Source organism: Cystobacter fuscus, from assembly GCF_044360685.1.
Classification (GTDB): Bacteria; Myxococcota; Myxococcia; order Myxococcales; family Myxococcaceae; genus Cystobacter; species Cystobacter fuscus_C.
This window is the reverse complement of sequence record NZ_CP043491.1, coordinates 5,805,509-5,823,961: the sequence shown is the minus strand read 5'-3', so window position 1 is coordinate 5,823,961 and position 18,453 is coordinate 5,805,509. Positions and strand designations below refer to the sequence as shown.

Below are 18,453 nucleotides of genomic sequence, written 5' to 3'. Positions count from 1 at the left end.
ACCGCATGCTGCGCGTCCCCCCTCCCCTGCCGAGCCCCCAGATGCCCTCCCCCGCCCACGTGCTCCAGTCCGTCTTCGGCTTCTCCGGCTTCCGCGAAGGCCAGGAGCCCGTCGTCTCGCGCCTGCTGGAGGCCCGGTCCGTGCTCGCCATCTTCCCCACCGGGGCCGGCAAGAGCCTGTGCTACCAGCTCCCCGCGCTGATGCTGGAGGGCCTCACGCTCGTCATCTCTCCGCTCATCGCGTTGATGAAGGATCAGATCGACTTCCTGAAGGGCCGGGGCATCCCCGCCGCCCGGCTCGACTCGACGCTCGGGCCGGAGGAGCTGCGCCAGCTCTACGCCGACTTGAAGGCGGGCACGCTCAAGCTGCTCTACATCGCGCCGGAGCGGCTGGCCAACGAGCGCTTCCTGCAGACGCTGCGCGGGGTGCGCATTTCCATGCTCGCGGTGGACGAGGCCCACTGCATCAGCGAGTGGGGACACAACTTCCGGCCCGACTACATGAAGCTCGCCCCGCTCGCCCGGACGCTGAAGGTGGAGCGGGTGCTGGCGCTCACCGCCACCGCCACGCCCTCGGTCGCCCGGGACATCGCGGGCGCGTTCGGCATCGCCCCCGGGGATGTCGTCCAGACGGGCTTCCACCGGAAGAACCTCACGCTGCACGTCTCCCCCACCCCCGGCGGCGACGCGCGCCGGGAGCTGCTGCTCTCACGCCTGCGCTCGCGCCCGCGGGGGGCGACGATCGTCTACGTCACGCTCCAGCGCACGGCGGAGGAGACGGCCCGGTTCCTCACCGGCCACGGCCTGTCCGCCCGGGCCTACCACGCGGGCCTCGCGCCCGAGGTGCGGCACGAGGTGCAGGACTGGTTCATGGGCTCGGCCGACGCGGTGGTGGTCGCCACGATCGCCTTCGGCATGGGCATCGACAAGAGCGACATCCGGGCCGTCTACCACTGCAACCTGCCCAAGAGCCTGGAGAACTACGCCCAGGAGATCGGCCGCGCGGGACGGGACGGCCAGCCCTCGGACTGCGAGCTTCTGGCGGCCCGGGAGGACGTGGTCGTCCTGGAGAACTTCACCTATGGCGACACGCCCACGCCCGAGGCCGTGGCCGGAGTGCTCGAGCACGTGCTCGGCCAGGGGGACACCTTCGACGTCTCGCTCCACGAGCTGTCCCAGACCCATGACGTGCGTCCGCTGGTCATCGAGACGTTGATGACCTACCTCGAGCTGGATGGCCTGCTGGAGTCCACGGGCCCGTTCTATACGGAGTACAAGTTCCAGGCCCTGCGGCCGCTCGACGAGGTCTTCGCCGGCTTCGACGCCTCCCGGGCCGACTTCCTGCGCCGCGTGTTCGCCCTCGCCGAGCCCAAGCGGACCTGGTCCCTGCTCAAGCTCGACGACATCTCCCGGAAGCTCGGCGAGCCGCGCGCGCGCATCATCGCCGCGCTCAACTACCTCGAGGAGCAGGGGGCGCTGAAGCTCCAGGTGACGGGGGTGCGCCAGGGCTACCGGCGCACGCGCGGCGGCGTCGAGGCCGCCACGCTCACCCGGACGATGATCGAGCGCTTCGACGAGCGCGAGCGCCGGGACGTGCGGCGGCTGCGCCAGGTGCTGGACTTCGCGGGCCACGAGGGGTGCCGCACCCGCTTCCTGCTCACCTACTTTGGCGAGGACCTGGAGGCCGACTGCGGCCACTGCGACTGGTGCGCGGGCGAGCGCCCCGGCCCCCTGCCCGCCCTGGCCGTCCCCGCTCCGGGGGCGCGGGAAGTGGAGCGGTTGAAGCGGTTGCGCGCCGAGCGGCACGAGGCCCTCGCTTCGCCGCGGCAGCTGGCGAGGTTTCTCTGTGGCATCGCCTCGCCGAGCGTGTCCCGGGCGCGGCTCGCTTCCCACGAGCTGTTCGGCCTGCTGTCGGACGTGCCCTTCCAGCAGGTGCTCGCCTTCGTGGAGGACGCCTCGCGGTAGGGCCCGCGCGGGCGACTTCCGCGCTCGTCCTGGCCTGGGGTAGCGTCCGGGCCACCCATGAACTCCGCCACCCCCCCGAGCCCCCCCGCGACGTCTGGATTGAGGACCTCCGCCGAGTCCTCGGAGCAGAAGCTGTCGAGCCTGCTGCGGTGGATGGAGCAAGGCGGAGCGCTGTTTCCCAAGATGCACATCGTCCGGCAGGCGGATGGGGAGCGCTCGGTGCTGGCGCGCTCGGACATCGCCGAGGGCGAGGTGGTGCTCCAGATTCCCACCACGCACCTGTTCACGCTGGAGCGCGCGAAGGCGTCGGACATCGGGCGCCGCATCCAGTCCCAGCTCCAGCCGGACAATGACTTCCTCTACCTGGCCTCGTGGCTGCTCGAGGAGAAGCACCGGGGCGCGGACTCCTTCTGGAAGCCCTTCGTGGACAGCCTGCCCGAGGCCTACCCCCACGTGCCCCTGTTCTACTCGGAGCAGGAGCGCGCGCAGCTCAAGGGCTCGCAGCTGGAGCGGCTGGTGGAGGTGCAGCGCCAGTCCTTCGAGCAGGAGTACGCGCAGCTGCGCGAGAAGCTGCCCGAGTACGAGCGCTTCGGCTTCGAGGAGTATGTCTGGGCGCGGATTTCGCTGTACTCGCGCCTGTTCTCGCTCAAGGGGGGCCTGCAGGGACCGAGCCTCGTGCCGCTGTCGGACATGTTCAACCACCGCCAGCCGCCCGACGTGCTCTGGTCGACCTCGGAGGATGGACAGACATTCCGGATGATCGCGCAGCGCGCGGTGCCGGCCGGAACGGAAATCCATACACACTACGGCGCCAAGAGCAGCGACGTGTTCCTGCTGCACTCGGGCTTCGTGCCCGACGGCAACGAGGAGAACGACGAGGTGTATCTCTCCGTGGGGCTGCCCCCGGGGGATCCGCTGGCGTCGGTCAAGCAGCAGATGTTCGGGCTCGGCTCGGCCACGGCGAAACATCCCTTCAAGGTGTCGCGCCAGGGCAAGTACCTCGCGTCCTGGTCGGTGTTCTCCTTCCTGCGCATGGCGCACACGTCGCCCGACGAGTTCCTCGCCCTGTCCAACCGGCTGCTGTCGGGCACGAAGACGATCGCCCCCGTGAGCGTGGCGTGCGAGGAGCGGGTGCTGGGCACCCTGGCCGCGGCCTGCGAGGAGCGGCTGAAGGCCTTCCCCACGACGCTGGAGGAGGACGAGCGGCTGCTGCGCGAGGGGCCCCTGACGCCGAACGAGCGCAGCGGCGTGCTCCTGCGCCGCCAGGAGAAGCGGCTGCTGCGCGACTACCTGGAGCTGACCCGCGCGGGCCGTGCCCTGCTGCGCCAGCCCCGCGAGGAAATCGAGCAGCTCGCCGCGCGCACCGACTCGCCGTGGGGATGGTTCGACGGCTACGTGCGCAACGATCTGCTCGGGCTGCTGCGCCAGAAGAAGTGACCTGACCCGAGGGAAACGCGTGCTTGAAGGCCACCGGACCCGCCTTGTAAAGTCATCCGGGACATGCGCGCGCCCCTACTCCTGCGGTCTACCCTGCTTCTTGTCCTCGTGGCCACGAACACCCTGGCGAACGAGCGCAATCAACCCGCCGTCCGCCCCCTGCTCCTGTCGGAGCATCTGGACGAGGAAACCCACCGCGTCTCCGTGAAGGGAGCGGTCGTCACGACGCTTCGCTTCGAGAAGCCGGTCGACCCAGACAAAACGAAGATGCTGGGTTGGGAGGGACGGCTCGAGCCCCTGGCGGTGGTGCGCAACAAGGTGATTCTCGAACCCCTCCATGACCTCAACGCCGACGAGGCGCTTCCCCTCCTCGTGACGCTGGTGGATGGAACCGAGGTGTCGTTTCTCCTGAGACCTCCGAGGCGCCAAGAGTGGGCCGGGGCGGACCAACAGGTCGATGTGTTCAAGGATCGCGAAAGCTACGCGGCCATGCACTCCGCCCTTCAGCGAGCGCTCGAGGAGAACGGCACGCTCAGCGAAGAGAACGCGCGTTACCGCAAGGAGGAGACCTCGGAGGATCACGCCCTGGCCGCCCTGCTCGCCTCGGGAGCGCTCGCGCAGACGCCGTTCAAGGCCGTGGACCGCTTCTCCGGCAGGGATGAGAAGGCCACCGTGAGGGCGAGGGTATTTCAAGGCAAAGGGAAGGCCGCGGTCGTTCTCAACATCAAGAACCTCGCTCCCGAGCAGCCCTGGAGCATGACCTCGACGCGTCTCGTGACCAAGGACAGAGGTGAGGAGCGAGTGGTCGCCATTCGCGCCATCTTTCGTGAAATCGCCCCCGGCGCCTCGGGAGTCATGGCCCTGGTTGTGGACAAAAGCGCCTTCTTGGAGGACGGCCAGTGGACGAGTCTGTTCCTCGAGGTCTACCAGCAGGAGGGATTCCGGCAGGTCCTCGTCCAGCTAGATCCGTATCTCGTGGCGCGCTAGGAGCGAAGACATGGCCTCCAACACCTTCGTGCTCTCGGGCTGTGCCCTACTCTTGTTGATGTCCTCGGGTTGCCCCGGAACCGCCACGGGACGCGTGTCCCTCCGGGCCGACGGCACTCCGGGACCGGAGGCGTGCCCGGCGGACGCACCCAAGGCGATGAGCTACTTGAGGATGTTCGTCGGCGAATCCGCTTGGGTCGTGCTCGATGCGAACCAGACCAGCACCTCTCCCGTCACCCTCTACGAGGGCAACATCGAGAGCATCCTGCAAGAGGATCTCGGACTCCTGGAGGCTCCGGCCCGGCTCTATGGCCGGGTCTGGACGAGTGGGCCCCAGGCCATCATCCGGTACTACTCCGCCCAGCCGATGAATGGAGGCGATCAGGTGCCCATCTGCGCGGTGGCGCGGCTCGGGCTGGGTCAACTCCGCAAGCGGCCCGACTCCCTACCAGGGACGGCGATCGTGGACTCGCCCCAGGCGGGCGTCTACATCGTGAACGAATTTCGCTGAACCATCACCTACCGCCGCAGGACGCGGTTGCCGCCGAGCGTGTCGATCACCACGATGACGTCGTTGGGAGCCCGCTCGAAGAGGCCCGGCGTGTAGTTGCGCGAGGTCGCCGTCCAGACGGCGCTCGGGGCGGACCAGGTCTCGAAGCTGGTGGTCGTGCTCACGAACCCGACATGGCAGTTGCGCTGATCGGGAGGCGAACTCGACAGGTCCGGCGCTCCCGCTTTGTCCTCGTCGGTGCAGAAGGCCACGCCCACCGGACCGTTGCCCACCCGGATGGCGAAGGGCACATAGGCGTTGTAGCGCCGCCCCGAGGCGGGATCGATCCGCGACTGATAGACGGTGCGGCGCAGGGAGTCGTCCCACGTCCTGCCGCCATCCCACGACTGCACGGCGTTGATGATGTTGGCGCGAGCGCCCCCCGTGGCGAACGGCTCCACCCCCTCGACGACGGCCATGAGGCGGTCACCCCCGAGCTGCACGACGGTCGCCATGCCCTCGCGGCTCAGCGCCCCGGCCCGCTTGTCACGCGACACGGTGACGACGCCATACGCGGTCCACGGCCCCGTCGTCCCAGTGCGCCCCTGCATGGCGATCCACTGGTGGCCGGGATATCCCCCCTGCTCGGCGAGCGGCTCGGAGTCGTAGTACACCTGTAGATCGCCGTTCGCGCGCTGGAAGAGGAAGGGCGCCCCCACGAAGCGGGAGACGGGACCCACGACGGTGCTGTCGTAGACCCAGCCATCCCCATCGTTGTCGCTCCGGGTGACGGTGACGCGGAACTGCCCATTGGCGAACTCGCGGAAGGCACAGAAGACGGTGTGCGTGCCCGGGATGGCGCGCATCGTCACGTCGCCGAACTCCACGGCCGGATTGCTCACGACGGAGCCGTGGACGGACCAGGTCGCGCCATTGTCGCGGCTCGCCCAGACCGTGATGCCATGACCCGTGCTCGCCCCACCCAGCAACACCCCGTCCGAGCGGCGGGTGATGCTGCGAATGGGTGCGCCGCCGCTGGCCATCAGCACCTGCCAGCCTCCACTCGGGAGCGCCTCCTCGCTCCGGACCACCGTCTCGCCGCGTTCCGGCGGCACGTCGGGCTCGCACGCCGGGAGCGATACGGCGAACAGGGTCAGTGCCATCAGGCGCGCGGGAAGCCAGGAGGCACGATGGATCTTCGCGAGTGTCGGAAGCATGGGCGCCAGCGTGCGGCAGGGAAACTCCCGGAATCAAGTCAATCCCGGAATTTCATTCACCCATGCATCATCCAGCTCGGCTCACACCCCTCGCGGCCTGAGGCGCTCCAACTCGGCCTGTGACTCCGCGAGGCGGCGCTCCAACTCCTCCCGCCGCCGTGTCTCGTCCGCCAGGCGCCGCTCCGCTTCCTGGCGCAGCCGCTCCGCCGTCTCCAGCTGCCGGGCCTCGTCATCCGCGCGCCGCTGCAGCCCCTCCATCATCTCCTGCATTCGGGCGATGAGCTCCTCGTACTCCAGCAACAGCGCGTGCCCCGCCCAGAAGCGCAGCCGCCCCTCTTCCACCTGCAACTCCAGCCCCAACACCTCCGAGGCGTGGCGGCCCTGCTCCGGGGTGATGGCGACGTACTCCCTCGCCTCGCTGGACGGCAGCCGATAACCCTCCAGCCGCTGACGGGCCCGGTCGTAGATGAAGTACTCGGGGATGCCCAGCCGCGCGTAGCGCCTCACGTTGTATTCGGCGTCCTTCTTCCGGTCGCCGCCGACGTGAACCTCCAGCACCCAGTCCAGCCCCTTGCCCTCCTGGCTCACCACCCACTTGTTTCGAGGGTGTGTCTCGGCATCCAGCACGGCCAACAGGTCCGGCGCGAAACGGCGCTCGGCGGGGTAGTACACCGGGAGCTCCGTGCCCAGGTACACCCGCCGCCGCTGCCGGGAGAAGTACCCCTTGAGGGCCTGCAACGCGCCCATCTTCGCCTGGGAGTGCAGGTCTCCCTCCGGCATCGCCATCTCGTCCCACGTCACCTCCCCGGGCAAGGCCTCCACCACCCGGACCCGCTCCTCCTCGCTCATCCTCGCCCACTCTTCCCGAGAGGGTGCCCGGGGAAAGGCGTCCTCCCGCTCCTGTTCGTCCCGTGCCATGCCCGCCAGGGTGAGGCGCGCGGCGGGCCCGGTCAATCGTCCCCGCGTCGCCAATGAGCAAGCGGTAGGCCGGGTGACACAGTCAGGCCCCTCCGAGTGGGCATCGCCAGGAGGCGCGACGAGCCCACTCCCTCGCACGCCTCGCGCGTCTCACAGGCGGGACGATCCAGGCTCGCGCCCCCAAGCCGGGCCGTCCGCCCTGGCCGTGCGGTTATGCTCGCATGGCCGCCGCGCGCTCATGCGCCATGGCCCCTACCCCGGGAGAATGCACATGTTCGGAAAACTCGCCGCCGACGCCCTTGGTCTCAGTGACATCGGCGCGGTCATCGCTCCGGCCGACTACGACAAGGTGGATGCCGACGACTACGTGATGCACGAGGACCAGGAGAAGATCTTCTTCCTGATCAAGTCCAAGTCCGACGAGTACTGCTTCACCAACAAGGCCCTCATCCACCTGGATGGCACCAGCGCCACCAGCAAGAAGCGCATGCTGCACCGCTACAGCTACGGCTCCCACCCGGTGTCGGACGTGCGGCTCGAGACCGCCGGCACCATCGACATGGACGTGGAGATCAAGTTCCAGCTCGGCGGGAAGAACTTCTCCATCGACGTGCACAAGAAGCACCTCGAGCAGGTGAAGGATCTCTACAAGGCCCTCTTCCGCATCTCCGAGCTGATGCACGAGAACGAGGTGGCACTCGGCCTCGCCAAGACGAGCATCGAGCTGGCCTCCACCACCCTGGGCCGCGGCCAGGCGGGCAGCGCGCCGCTCGTGGAGACCTTCAAGGAACTCAACCAGGCCGCATTCTCCTGGTTCCTCGGCGCGCAGCAGAAGTACTGGGTGAAGGACTTCGGCTTCGTGTTCGAGCGCTACCTCAAGTCCTGAGCTGGCAGGGTCCCCTGCTCCGGACCAGGTCCGGCACGCCTCTTCATGATTCTTCATGAAGGCGTCATGACCCGGAAAGAAGCCGGGGGTGTGATGGGAGCATGAACCCTCGTGCTCCCGTGGCTTCCCCGGCACCGTGTTCCCTCCGCGTCGTGCTCCTGTCCCTGGGGTTGGCGCTCGGAGGCTGCGCCACCGCGCCCCCCATGAGCACGCTCGCGCCCGAGCCCTCCCCGGAGGTCTGCGCCAATGCGGCCGGCTGCCGCGAGGCGCTCCGGGACTCGCCACGGGACACCCTGTCGGAGTGCGAGGTGCGGCGGCGGGTGGAGCTCACCCGGAGGGCCTGCGCGCTGGACGTGGCCGAGGGCTGCACCGAGCTGGGGCGGTGGGAGATACGCGGCCTGGTGAAGGAACAAGGCCCGGACCGCGCCGCGGCCTCGGAGCTGTTCCAGCGCGCCTGTACCCTGGGAGACGGCGAGGGCTGTGCCCTGAAGGCGCTGATGACGCTGCGGGGACAAGGGGTGGCACGGGACGCGGTGGCGGCCCGGGCGGGGCTCCAGGACGCCTGCGATCGCTTTCCCGGGAGCGCGTGCGGGCTCGCGGTGGAGGGGCTCGCCGAGGAGACCCTGAGGGAGGGCACGGAGCCGGAGTGGGAATGGATGGCGCTGTTCGCGCAGCGGGGTTGTGACGCGGGCGATGCCCTGTCCTGCCGGATTCTCGGGGAGGCGTTCTACTCGGGGCGCGGCGTCGCGCAGGATGCCGACAAGGCCGCCAGCCTTTACGCCCGCGCGTGCGAGGCGGGCGATGGCGAGGCGTGCGCGCGCCAGGGAATGCTCCTGCGCGCCGAGGGGCCCTGGGCCGAGCCACGTGCCGAGCAACTGCTCTCGCGCGGGTGCGAGCTCGGCTCACCGGAAGCGTGCCGGCTGACGGTGCTCGAGACGCTCGATGCCCAGGGGCGCCAGGAGAACACCGCGGACCGGCGGGCGCTCTTCCGCCACGCGTGCGACCGGGGCGCGGCGCTGGGTTGCCTCGCCCTCTACGATGAACTCCGCGGCGAGCCGCTCGCGCCCCGGCCGGTGTTCGAGCTGCCCGGGCTGCTCAAGCGCGCGTGTCTGCTCGGAGCGGGCCAGGCGTGCGAGTTCCTCGACGAGGTGAGCCAGGCGGCCCAGCCGCGCTGCGCCTCGGGGTCGGCCTCGGCGTGTGGAGTGCTGGGCGTGCTGCTGCTCAGCCCCCCGCTGCGGCAGGGTGAGAGCATCGAGGGCGAGCGGCTGCTGCACGTGGCCTGCGAGGGCGGAGACGTGGCGAGCTGCAAGGGATTGAGCGAGCTGAGCGGCGCCTCGGGAGATCTGACGTGTCGTTCGCGGTGAGACCTCGCCGACGGAGGCACCCCACCCGCTCCGGCCCTCAGGGCGCGGCGGCCACCCGGTTGCGCAAGGACCTGGGCAGCACCTTCGCCACGGTGTCGAGCACGGGCGAGTCGATGAGGGGCTGCAAGAGCCGGGTCGCCGCGAAGGACGCGGAGTACGCGAGGCGGCAGCGCGACTCGTAGCGCTCGAAGGCGCGCGCCTCGGTGCTCGCGCCGGTGAGCACGTCGCGCAGGGCCTCGGCGGCGAGGATGCCCGAGCGCATGCCCTGATAGATGCCCTCTCCGGTGGCCGGATGCACCATGCGTCCCGCCTCGCCGATCACCACGCGCCCGGGCGAGTGCAGCTTCTCGATGGCGTACGAGTAGAGGATGGGGTGTCCCTTCCAGCCGCCGATCTGCCGCGCGCCGCGCAGGCGGGGGGCGAAGTGGCTGTCGAGGATCTGCTGGAACAGGGCGCGGGCGTTGTGCTGGTGCGCGTCGTCCCGGTAGCAGATGCCGATGTTCACCCGGGTGTCGTTCTCCGGGAAGAGCCAGACGTACCAGGGGGCCACGCGCGGATCGAAGATCATCTCCACGTGGTGGGGGGTGAACTCGACGCCCTCCCACCAGCCCATGATGGCCTGGAGGATGGACTTGGGGCCCCGCTCGGGGACGAGCTTGGAGTGCCCGCCGTCGGCGACCACGGTGTAGCGCGCACGCACCTCGCGGCCCTCGTCGTCCTGGAAGCCCACCACGCGCCCGCCCTCCTCGAGGAGCGAGCGCACGAGGAAATTGGGGACGAACTCCACCCCGAGCGACTGCGCGCGGCGCAGGAGGATCTCATCGAGCGTGCGGCGATTGCAGATGATGGCGGCGGCGGCCTCGCCACCCGACAGGAACATCGTCTCTTTGCCCCGGGTGGTCAGCCGCAGGCCCTTGATCCAGTAGGCATGCGGCTCCACCGCATCCCAGACGCCCAGCGTCTTCAGACAACCGATGCCCTTGGGGCTCACCCCGCTGCCGCAGGTCTTGTCGCGGGGGAAGTCCGCCCGGTCCACGAGCACCACCCGCTTCACCCCGAGCTGACCCAGGCGCAGCGCGGCGGCCGTCCCGGCGGGTCCCGCTCCCACGATGGCGACATCGGCTTCCAGGATGGACTTGGACATGGGCGGGCCTCCGGGAGGGAATGTTCTTCTCCTGTACCCAACGGGCGATTCGGCCGTCCATGGTCCGTCCGTCCAGGACGCGGTGCTCCTATTCACTGGAGAGCAGAAAGCTCGGCGCGATGTTCTCAGCGGGCCTCCAGCGCCTTGAAGACGACCCCGTCCAGTTCCAGGCGGTGCACTGCGTCCACCAGGCGCTCGTTGGCGATGATGAGCGTCGAGGCATCGGCCAGCCGGAAGATGTCCACGTGCCGCGGAAGCGACGAGGCGTCGAGCCAATACGGGTCCGGGACGCCGTGGCCCATGGAGACACCACAGGAGGGACACGGGGGATTCGGAGGCGGCAGGCAGTCCGGATGGAATCGCCCGTGGGATTCGAGCTGGATGTCTCGCAGTTCGGGTGCGCTTTTGGTTCGGAATCGTACCTGGGTGGGGCAGCCGGTCAGGCCTCGCACGCCCGTGTCCTGCAAGCGATCCAGTGCCTCGCGGCGCATACAAAGGGACCAGGGGTTCTGCATGACGAGCTGGCCGAAGGAGCCCACGCCTGTGCCCTGGAGTGGGCCGAACGCCGCTCCTGATTCCAATACGGCGTGGGGAGGCGCTCGAGGGCGCACCAGCTCGCGCCTCCGGATGAACTCCTCACGCGGGACGGGCCAGGCACTGGACAGTTTCTTCTGGTCCGCCGAGGACAGACCCGACAGGTCCACGCACGGATATTGGGCCGATGTCCCCCCCTCTGGTTGCAAATCACAGGCAGGGCAGGACTCCACACCGGGCAACCACCACGTATGTTTGGCGTTCAGATTGCCCGTGTAGCGGGGCGACGGGTCTCTTTCCAGTTCGTAGTATTTCATGCGGCCAGAGCGCGGGTCCGAAGCTCAAGGAGGAAGAAGCTGGGGGCCGGGCGGAGGTACTGGAGCGTAGTACGGACGGAGGGGGCCGGCGATATCGAAACGCAGTGCCAACTCGAAGGCCTTGCGAATCAGGACCTGCTTGGGCACGACGCTGGGACTCGTTCTCATGACCTGTCGCCACGCGGCGTTCCATGCGCCTCCATTGGCGCCGTGGTGGATGCGCAGGTGCACGTGCTCCGGGAGGAGCATCGTCCACTCATGGATGTTGATCCCACTGCGGTTGAACCATTCCCTGAACTCCTGCGCCTGGGGGAAGAGGTGGTGTTTGATCAGCTTGCCTTCAAGCCGCGGAATGGCAGGGAGGAAGCCCTGTCGGTAGCGGAAGTGGAAGGTCATCCGGGGCCGGGCATCTTCCCGAAGCCCCGCGCGTCTCCAGTTGCGCTGGGTACTGGGCGCACGAAAAGGCGGGCGAGGGAATCGTGCCAGCTCCGCACCATGGGCCAAGGGCCCGTGCGTGAGTGCCTCCAGGTCCACGTCCTCGCAGGAGAAGAAGGCGCACTCACCCTCGTCACAGGCGAGCACGACGCACTGGTCGGCCTCTGCGTCGTCATAACCGGCGATGTCGTCCGTTCCGGCTCTCTCCATGACAGGCAATGAGGGTGCTGAGGTGGCGCACGCGGCCAGCAGCAGCGCGGGGAGGAACAGCGGCAATAGGGCTCGGGTCATGGACCCGCGAGTCTAGAGCGTGCGAAGGCCTGATGCGGATCATCGCCACCGGAGGAACGCGCATGCCTACCCCAACACCGGCCACTACAACCCTGGCGCTCACTCGGACCAGACGAGCGCCAAGTCCAGCTCGACGGCCTCGAAGGGCTCGGCACGGACGCTGTCCCCTCCCGTGAAGCACTCGCCGCGCCGCCACTGGCCCTCGTCGAGCCGGAAGAGCTCGATCGTCCGGGTGAGTGGATCCACGTGCCACAGGTGGCACACGCCCTCGCGAGCGTAGATGCGCATCTTCGGGCCCTGGTCCACGCGCCGCGTGCCCGGAGAGAGGATCTCGCAGGCCCAGTCCGGAGCGAGCTCGTAGTGCGCGGGAGCGTCCGCGCCACCGACGGCACGGGGCAGACGCTCACGCCGCCACCCGGCGAGATCCGGCACGACCTTGTCCGGACGCGGGCCAAGGTGAAGCTCGGGCTCGGCGAGGAGGACCCATCCGCCGGGTCCGTCCTTGCCGAACTTGAAGGGCCCCGAGAGCAGGCCCGCGAGGTTGTAGTAGACGTTGGCGTAGGGCCGGGCCGGACGGGGGCTGAGGTGCAGTTCCCCCTCGAGGATCTCCGCCACCAGCTCCTCGGGGGCCGCCTGGAAGGCCGCCTCGACGGACGGGGCGTTGCGCCCGGTGGACTCGGACTCGGGAGTACGGCGGAGGGCCATGCACGAAGAGTGTCGCATGACCCTCGCGTGGTGCAACGCGAAGGCCATGACGTGTCTCATCGCGTACATCTACCCTACATTCCAGGTAGAACGGAGCGAAGGATTCTCCAGCCGGAACTCATGACGAAGCTATCCGTCCAGATGTGAAGCGCGTGCGCGCTTGAATGCCCAAAATCGCCCTGCACAGTCACCTGAGGCATGTCCGCGCTCATACTCTCGTGTCTATCGGCTTCTTTTTCTTTCCTCGCGGCTACGACATCACCTGTCGAACGAGCGCGAGCATCTCGTTGGTCTTTCGCTGCTTGCGCCTTCTATTCGCTCTACCCCTTCACTTCACATTCTCTTCATCATTCGGATTCCATGAAAACACTCCGGTGCTATCAGCCAGAAGAGATCTCGCTGTCTGCACATCTACCCTGCCCCTCCTGACATCCATCAACAACCGGAACAATTCGACAGTACCCACCACCAATCCCCCGTCCTCCGCAAATGCCTCGACCTCATCGGGATTCGAATGCAAAGGCTTTTTTCGACTGGACGGGGCATCATTTACAAAGGAATTTACAACATACAAACAACGATTCGGGTCACGCCCAAGTTCCTTGAAAAACCTGCCTCGAAAACGCTCTATCTTAAGCAAATCGCTTGACTTGGCCGACTTACAATACCCCTTCACCTCGCATATGGACAGCCAGTCGCCTCTTTCTGACAAACCAAGCCGCAAATCCTCTCTGCGATCATTGACAGGCCAAACGGCATCCATGTCTTGGACTTGAAAGCCGAATTCCCGAAAGGCACTTGCCACCGCGCCCACCAACAACTCGCTCTGCTCTGTCAACAACAGTCGCTCTCCAGCATCCGCAGCAACATTCGCAGCATGGAGTTCGGCTGTTAACTCGCGTTCCATGGAATCCAATCGCGCGAGCATCTCGTTGCGCTCATTTCGGATCGACTTGAGCCGACCCACTAAAGCGGACTCCGTGGGAGTCATCCACGCAAGATCTCTTTCCCACCCAAGGTCCACCGGGAAACGCTCAGGATTTATTCGATGCCACTGACGAAGTGCCACTTCTACCCACGCGGGTATATTCAAATCAACAAAGGGAAGAAACCAAGCCTGAGCATTCCTCCCCTTGCGAGCAAAACAACCAGCAAGTGCCTGCGGTTCGGGAGTCCCAACAAAAAGCCGAGTAACCGTTCACCGACTCAGGCAGCGAGCGCGAGCTGAGATACGGGCAAGGCAGGAAGGAGCGAAGGCCCGCGCAAGCCGCGGCGGTGCGCGGCGAGGGTATCGGTCAGGAAGGCAAGCACGTCACGGCCCTGCAACTTGAGGGTGGTGGTGGCGGTGAAGATGCGCTCCACGAAGCGGCTGCCCTCCTCGCTCTGCGTGCCAAAGGACGTCTTCCTGTACATGACGGCGTGCCGGATGCAGCGCTCGCCGAAATTGTTGGTGGGCTCGAGGCCTGGCACATCGACAAACGTCCAGAGACACTTCTCCCACTGAAGGATTTCCCGGGCCATGCCAGCCGTCTTCTTCTCCGCCCGTCGCGCCGCCTCGCGCAGCAGTTGGCCGACTCTGTGTTCCACCTCGCGCATGCGCTCTTCAAAGTGCTCGCGTGCCAGGGTGCCGTCGCGCACGCGGTGGTACCACTTGAAGAAGCGGTTGCGTTCACGCATGAGTTCTCGGCCTATCCGCCCGCCCCGTCCTCCTCTGTCAATGAAGCCCTGGAAGTCGCGGGTGAGGTGTGCCCAGCACAGCTGGCGCAGCCCCGCATCCACCCACTCGTAGGCGCTCCACCTGTCGGTGGTGAGGAAGCCCGCGAAGTCCGCGCCGAGCAGTTGGCGGGCCACCTTGCCGCCGCGGCTGGTGGCGATGTGGAACACAACCACCAGCGCACTGGCCACCACCCACAGCCAGGCGCGGCCAGCCCGGCCGCCCTCTCGTCCTTGCGCGAATCCCGTCTCATCGGCGTTGGCTGCCTCCGAGGCTCGCACGTAGTCGAGGGCTTCGGCTGCCGCTGGCGCGAGCGCCTCCGACATCTCGCCCTCCAGGTTGCTGACGCTGCCCACCGACAACTCCACCCCCAGCATGTCCGACAAGGCGTCCTTCACCAGCCTTTTGGACAGGCGGTATTTGCCCACCAGCAATGAGGCGAGCGCCGCGAGCCTGTCACCGAAAACGCTGCGCGCGTGCGCGGGCACCTCCCCGCGCGTCACCACCCCGCACTCAGGGCACTGCAATGCATGACAGCGGTACTCGGTGACAATGGCTGACAGGGGCGGCACCTCCACCACCTGGTGACGCCGGGGGGCGCTGTCCTGCCCCCGCAGCTGTCGCTTGCAACCCCTGCACTCCCGGGGCACCACCTCCACGGCGTGCTGCACCTGCTCGGGCGGTAACAGCGCGCGCTCATGCTTCTTGTGTCCAGGCTGGCCTCCCGGACGGCGGCCCGTGGGCCTCTTCGGCTGGCGCCTCGTCCCGGGCCCATCGGAGGACGGCGGCCTCGAGGAGTTGCTCGAATCCTGGCGCAGGCGCGCCTCCAATTCCGCCACCCGCGCCGTGAGTGCTTCCACCTTCGCCATCAACTCGGCGATGCGCGCGTCTCGCTCCGCCACCATCGCTTCCAACTGCGCGATGCGCACGTCTCGGGGGTCCACCTCGGCCATGCTTCTGCTACACCACGTCTGCCGTCCCCTTGTCCAGCACCACTTCTGCGGTCACCTCTCCTCTGCCTCCTCCTCAACCGAGCCGGGTCGGTGAACGGTTACAAAGCCGAAACCACGGTCCCTTCAACGCAGACGTAAATACTGGTATCGCCAATCCCTCACTCAACACAGTTTCAATCGCCAAACACCTATGCACCTTCTCCGCCCTGAGACGTGGCAAAATATCAATACCTACAAGCCGACCTATGTCAGAATCAATATTGTCTGGAATGATGAATTCGGTAGCACGCGACTCCTGTCCATACATCCCTTTTGCCTTTTCCTGCACTCCATTCCCCTTGTACTCAACACCGCCGACCGACGCCATACCGAACGCCAGTACATACAAATGCGGCTCGGGAGCAGCATCACCACCCTTCATCAGTAGAACATCCCACTCTGCTTGCCTCACTTCACCTAGGTGGCTGATCTTCTTTTTTGTCGGGAAGAATTTCTCTAGCGCATCAATTTCTTCCTGGCTTTCAAAACCCATCAAGAGAGCTCTAGGTCGAGGCTTCTCATCTATAATCGCCATAGTCTCCAGGTCTCCATTTATACAAATATACTGTAGATGCTCACTTGGAGCGCACTGACGCCAAGACCTTCATCAGCCTCTTAAATAGCCGCGACTTCCTATGCTAGCTGAGAGTCCGACGACTCACCCAAATCGAGCGGCAGTGCTTCGGATTGCTCCCCCCTACTAAATAACGCTCGTCCAGGAGCAGCCTGCATAGGCTAACTCGGTGCTTACTTGCGCTCTGGAGCCGGAGGCATCGACATTGTCGAGGAGAGACACCGGCACTCCGCAGAAGCGCCTCGGACTCCCCTCCCCCAGGCCATTTCCCGGGGCCGCTACACCCCGAGGAACAGGCGCTTGCCGAAGTTGAGCGCGAGCGAGGCGTCGAAGATCTTCTGCGCCGCCGCCTCGATGTCGTACTCCACCCGGATGTACTCCACCGTGCGCGCGCCCGTGTCGCAGATGACGAAGCACGCCCGGTTGTCGTAGTCGCGCGGCTGCCCCACGCTGCCCACCGAGATGATGTACTTGTAGCCTCGGCGGATGCCGAACTTCTGCGCCACCACGTCATGCACCTCGCCATTGCCGATGGCGAACGCCTTGCACAGGTGGCTGTGCCCGATGAACGTCACCTCGGGCAGGTGCTCCACGTACGGCGCGAGCTCGCGCGCCTGCTCCAGCGCGAAGATGTACTCGTACGCCCGCGGCTCCACCGGCGAGCCGTGACAGAAGCCCACGTCCCCAATCCGGTACGTGTAGGGCAGCGTCTTGAGCCACTCCATGTTCTCGTCGGACAGCACGCTCGCGCTCCAGTCGAGCGCGTGCCGGGCGGCGTCGTAGTAGTACGAGTAGTCCATGCGCCCGGCCACCGCGGCGTCATGGTTGCCCAAGAGCGTCACCTCCGTCACCGAGCGCACCAGATCGCAGCACGCGTTGGGCGAGGCGCCGTAACCCACGATGTCGCCCAGCGACACGATCCGGTCCACCTTCTGCTCTTCCGTGACGCGCAGGACCTGGGTGAGGGCCTCGATGTTGGAGTGGATGTCGGAGATGATCGCGATTCGCATGGTGGGTCTCTACGAGAGTCCGAACGGGGGGCTCCGCTGCTCGTCGGAAATGATGCGCCTCAACAAGTCCTGCGCGCCAGAATCCAACCCCTCGAAACGCAGGCCCATCCCGGCGGGGCCCTTGTCCTGACGCCGGGACCGATTCCACATCACCGTGGCCTCGGCCGTCACCTCGTGCACCACCCCGCCCCCCAGACGCACCCGCGCCCGGCGGCCCGCATCCAGGGGAGTGCTCGTCTGCAAGAACATCCCCCCCTCGCTCAGGTTGGCCACCCGAGCATAGAGCGTGATGTCCTCCGACTCGCACCAGCAGCGCAGGCGCGAGGTGAACCGCGTGGTCTTCCGGTTATCGATCGGCACCCCGCTGCCCTCCTGCCCATTTCTCGTGGACCTACCATGTCACGGTCCTCCCCCCGGTTTCGAGGGAGTCCGGATTAACGGGAATCCACTCTAGGTGGATTGTAAAAATCCGTCAAGAGGCGATCCCGAACCGGGCGGGCGGGCTGCTTGGAGGGGGGGCGGCTCAGGCGTCGAGGACGGGCAGATCGTCGAAGTGGGTGAGGCGCTTGAACTCGGAGAAGCGCTGGTGGAGGTCGGAGCGGGAGATTTCGCGCAGGCGCTCGAGGCTGAACTTCTCCACGGTGAAGGAGGCCATGACGCTGCCCATGACCATGGCGCGGCGCAGCACGGGGGTGTCCAGGGAGCCGCCGGCGGTGGCGAGCGTGCCCATGAAGCCGCCGGCGAAGGTGTCTCCGGCGCCGGTGGGATCGAACACGTCGGCCAGGGGCATGGCGGGGCAGACGAACAGGTGCTCCTTCTCCACGAGCATGGCGCCGTACTCGCCGCGCTTGATGACGACGCGCTGGGGGCCCATGGCGAGGATGGCGCGGGCGGCGCGGATGATGTTGTGCTCGCCGGAGAGCTGGCGCGCCTCGGCGTCGTTGACGAAGAGCAGGTTGACGCGCTCGAGCGTCTTGAGGAGCGCGGGCCGGCTGCCGTTGATCCAGAAGTTCATGGTGTCGGCGGCCACGAGCTTGGGGGCCTTGACCTGGTCCACCACGCGCGCCTGGAGCTCGGGGTGGATGTTGCCGAGCATGACGTACTGGGCGTCGCGGTGGCGCTCGGACAGCTGGGGCGAGAAGCTCTGGAAGACGTTGAGCTGGGTGTCGAGCGTCTCGGCCTCGTTGAGCTGCCAGCTGTAGCGGCCCTTCCAGCGGAAGGTGCGGCCCTTCTCGTGGGACACGCCGTCGATGTCCACGCCGCGCGCGCGCAGGAAGTCGAGGTGGGCCTGGGGGAAGTCCTCGCCCACCACGGCCACCATCTGCACGGGGGTGAAGAACGAGGCGGCGGTGGAGAAGTAGCTGGCCGAGCCGCCGAGGACGTCCTCCTTGAGCCCGAAGGGGGTTTCCACCGAATCCAGCGCGACCGAGCCAACAACGAGAAGAGACATGGGCAATCCAGGGGGAGCGGCCGG

At 67.0% G+C, this 18,453-nt stretch carries 18 protein-coding genes; 6 read left to right on the top strand and 12 right to left on the bottom strand.

Annotated elements, in window-relative coordinates; genetic code table 11:
• Positions 1–41: 41 nt before the first annotated feature.
• The 4 genes from F0U63_RS23905 to F0U63_RS23890 all read left to right on the top strand — a co-directional run bounded on the left by F0U63_RS23905 (position 42) and on the right by F0U63_RS23890 (position 4,899).
• The gene (locus F0U63_RS23905; protein ID WP_395848222.1) at positions 42–1,964 is read left to right on the top strand and encodes an ATP-dependent DNA helicase RecQ; all 1,923 of its coding nucleotides are present in this window, start codon (positions 42–44) and stop codon (positions 1,962–1,964) included.
• A 57-nt stretch (positions 1,965–2,021) separates the two neighbouring features.
• Positions 2,022–3,401 carry an SET domain-containing histone-lysine N-methyltransferase gene (locus tag F0U63_RS23900; protein WP_395848221.1) on the top strand — a complete coding sequence of 460 codons (1,380 nt, stop codon included), beginning with the start codon at positions 2,022–2,024 and terminating at the stop codon, positions 3,399–3,401.
• A 63-nt stretch (positions 3,402–3,464) separates the two neighbouring features.
• Positions 3,465–4,388, top strand: coding sequence for a DUF2381 family protein (locus F0U63_RS23895; RefSeq protein ID WP_395848220.1), 924 nt, complete (start codon positions 3,465–3,467; stop codon positions 4,386–4,388).
• A 10-nt stretch (positions 4,389–4,398) separates the two neighbouring features.
• Positions 4,399–4,899 carry a hypothetical protein gene (locus F0U63_RS23890; protein ID WP_395848219.1) on the top strand — a complete coding sequence of 167 codons (501 nt, stop codon included), beginning with the start codon at positions 4,399–4,401 and terminating at the stop codon, positions 4,897–4,899.
• Positions 4,900–4,907: 8 nt separating this feature from the next.
• Here the strand turns inward: F0U63_RS23890 and F0U63_RS23885 are convergent, their stop codons facing one another.
• Positions 4,908–6,095, bottom strand: a complete 1,188-nt coding sequence (locus F0U63_RS23885; protein WP_395848218.1) for a sialidase family protein — start codon at positions 6,093–6,095, stop codon at positions 4,908–4,910.
• Between the two features lie 81 nt (positions 6,096–6,176).
• Positions 6,177–7,013, bottom strand: coding sequence for a Uma2 family endonuclease (locus F0U63_RS23880; protein ID WP_395848415.1), 837 nt, complete (start codon positions 7,011–7,013; stop codon positions 6,177–6,179).
• 271 nt (positions 7,014–7,284) lie between these two features.
• Here F0U63_RS23880 and F0U63_RS23875 point away from each other — a divergent pair, with 271 nt between their 5' ends.
• Together F0U63_RS23875 and F0U63_RS23870 are read left to right on the top strand one after the other, a co-directional pair.
• Positions 7,285–7,899, top strand: a complete 615-nt coding sequence (locus tag F0U63_RS23875; RefSeq protein WP_395848217.1) for a PH domain-containing protein — start codon at positions 7,285–7,287, stop codon at positions 7,897–7,899.
• A 101-nt stretch (positions 7,900–8,000) separates the two neighbouring features.
• Positions 8,001–9,263 carry a tetratricopeptide repeat protein gene (locus F0U63_RS23870; RefSeq protein ID WP_395848216.1) on the top strand — a complete coding sequence of 421 codons (1,263 nt, stop codon included), beginning with the start codon at positions 8,001–8,003 and terminating at the stop codon, positions 9,261–9,263.
• 37 nt (positions 9,264–9,300) lie between these two features.
• Here the strand turns inward: F0U63_RS23870 and F0U63_RS23865 are convergent, their stop codons facing one another.
• The 10 genes from F0U63_RS23865 to F0U63_RS23820 form a co-directional block, all read right to left on the bottom strand.
• On the bottom strand, positions 9,301–10,407 hold the full coding sequence (locus tag F0U63_RS23865) for an NAD(P)/FAD-dependent oxidoreductase (protein ID WP_395848215.1): 1,107 nt from the start codon (positions 10,405–10,407) through the stop codon (positions 9,301–9,303).
• 125 nt (positions 10,408–10,532) lie between these two features.
• Positions 10,533–11,258 (bottom strand): double-CXXCG motif protein, encoded by a 726-nt coding sequence (locus F0U63_RS23860; protein WP_395848214.1) that lies wholly within the window; start codon positions 11,256–11,258, stop codon positions 10,533–10,535.
• A gap of 24 nt (positions 11,259–11,282) precedes the next feature.
• On the bottom strand, positions 11,283–11,984 hold the full coding sequence (locus F0U63_RS23855; protein WP_395848213.1) for a TIGR02269 family lipoprotein: 702 nt from the start codon (positions 11,982–11,984) through the stop codon (positions 11,283–11,285).
• Between the two features lie 99 nt (positions 11,985–12,083).
• Positions 12,084–12,707: a Uma2 family endonuclease gene (locus F0U63_RS23850; RefSeq protein WP_395848212.1), complete on the bottom strand. Its 624-nt coding sequence runs from the start codon at positions 12,705–12,707 to the stop codon at positions 12,084–12,086.
• A 310-nt stretch (positions 12,708–13,017) separates the two neighbouring features.
• A complete protein-coding gene (locus tag F0U63_RS23845) occupies positions 13,018–13,680 on the bottom strand; it encodes a hypothetical protein (RefSeq protein WP_395848211.1) in 663 nt (220 codons plus the stop codon).
• Between the two features lie 215 nt (positions 13,681–13,895).
• Complete coding sequence (gene tnpC / locus F0U63_RS23840; RefSeq protein ID WP_395848210.1) at positions 13,896–15,356, bottom strand: IS66 family transposase; 1,461 nt, start codon at positions 15,354–15,356, stop codon at positions 13,896–13,898.
• Positions 15,357–15,429: 73 nt separating this feature from the next.
• Entirely contained in the window at positions 15,430–15,888 is a 459-nt protein-coding gene (locus F0U63_RS23835) for a hypothetical protein (RefSeq protein WP_395848209.1), read from the bottom strand.
• A 359-nt stretch (positions 15,889–16,247) separates the two neighbouring features.
• Entirely contained in the window at positions 16,248–16,979 is a 732-nt protein-coding gene (locus tag F0U63_RS23830; RefSeq protein WP_002620992.1) for a metallophosphoesterase, read from the bottom strand.
• A gap of 9 nt (positions 16,980–16,988) precedes the next feature.
• Positions 16,989–17,339, bottom strand: coding sequence for a TIGR02266 family protein (locus F0U63_RS23825; RefSeq protein ID WP_395848208.1), 351 nt, complete (start codon positions 17,337–17,339; stop codon positions 16,989–16,991).
• 163 nt (positions 17,340–17,502) lie between these two features.
• Positions 17,503–18,429 carry a PfkB family carbohydrate kinase gene (locus F0U63_RS23820; protein ID WP_395848207.1) on the bottom strand — a complete coding sequence of 309 codons (927 nt, stop codon included), beginning with the start codon at positions 18,427–18,429 and terminating at the stop codon, positions 17,503–17,505.
• Between the last annotated feature and the right edge of the window lie 24 nt (positions 18,430–18,453).

Excerpts from the sequence above, each read along its gene's own strand:
- F0U63_RS23905 (WP_395848222.1), top strand. The coding sequence starts at position 42 with ATGCCCTCCCCCGCCCACGTGCTCCAGTCCGTCTTCGGCTTCTCCGGC.
- F0U63_RS23900 (WP_395848221.1), top strand. The coding sequence starts at position 2,022 with ATGAACTCCGCCACCCCCCCGAGCCCCCCCGCGACGTCTGGATTGAGG.
- F0U63_RS23895 (WP_395848220.1), top strand. The coding sequence starts at position 3,465 with ATGCGCGCGCCCCTACTCCTGCGGTCTACCCTGCTTCTTGTCCTCGTG.
- F0U63_RS23890 (WP_395848219.1), top strand. The coding sequence starts at position 4,399 with ATGGCCTCCAACACCTTCGTGCTCTCGGGCTGTGCCCTACTCTTGTTG.
- F0U63_RS23885 (WP_395848218.1), bottom strand. The coding sequence starts at position 6,095 with ATGCTTCCGACACTCGCGAAGATCCATCGTGCCTCCTGGCTTCCCGCG.
- F0U63_RS23880 (WP_395848415.1), bottom strand. The coding sequence starts at position 7,013 with ATGGCACGGGACGAACAGGAGCGGGAGGACGCCTTTCCCCGGGCACCC.
- F0U63_RS23875 (WP_395848217.1), top strand. The coding sequence starts at position 7,285 with ATGTTCGGAAAACTCGCCGCCGACGCCCTTGGTCTCAGTGACATCGGC.
- F0U63_RS23870 (WP_395848216.1), top strand. The coding sequence starts at position 8,001 with ATGAACCCTCGTGCTCCCGTGGCTTCCCCGGCACCGTGTTCCCTCCGC.
- F0U63_RS23865 (WP_395848215.1), bottom strand. The coding sequence starts at position 10,407 with ATGTCCAAGTCCATCCTGGAAGCCGATGTCGCCATCGTGGGAGCGGGA.
- F0U63_RS23860 (WP_395848214.1), bottom strand. The coding sequence starts at position 11,258 with ATGAAATACTACGAACTGGAAAGAGACCCGTCGCCCCGCTACACGGGC.
- F0U63_RS23855 (WP_395848213.1), bottom strand. The coding sequence starts at position 11,984 with ATGACCCGAGCCCTATTGCCGCTGTTCCTCCCCGCGCTGCTGCTGGCC.
- F0U63_RS23850 (WP_395848212.1), bottom strand. The coding sequence starts at position 12,707 with ATGCGACACTCTTCGTGCATGGCCCTCCGCCGTACTCCCGAGTCCGAG.
- F0U63_RS23845 (WP_395848211.1), bottom strand. The coding sequence starts at position 13,680 with ATGACTCCCACGGAGTCCGCTTTAGTGGGTCGGCTCAAGTCGATCCGA.
- tnpC (WP_395848210.1), bottom strand. The coding sequence starts at position 15,356 with ATGGCCGAGGTGGACCCCCGAGACGTGCGCATCGCGCAGTTGGAAGCG.
- F0U63_RS23835 (WP_395848209.1), bottom strand. The coding sequence starts at position 15,888 with ATGGGTTTTGAAAGCCAGGAAGAAATTGATGCGCTAGAGAAATTCTTC.
- F0U63_RS23830 (WP_002620992.1), bottom strand. The coding sequence starts at position 16,979 with ATGCGAATCGCGATCATCTCCGACATCCACTCCAACATCGAGGCCCTC.
- F0U63_RS23820 (WP_395848207.1), bottom strand. The coding sequence starts at position 18,429 with ATGTCTCTTCTCGTTGTTGGCTCGGTCGCGCTGGATTCGGTGGAAACC.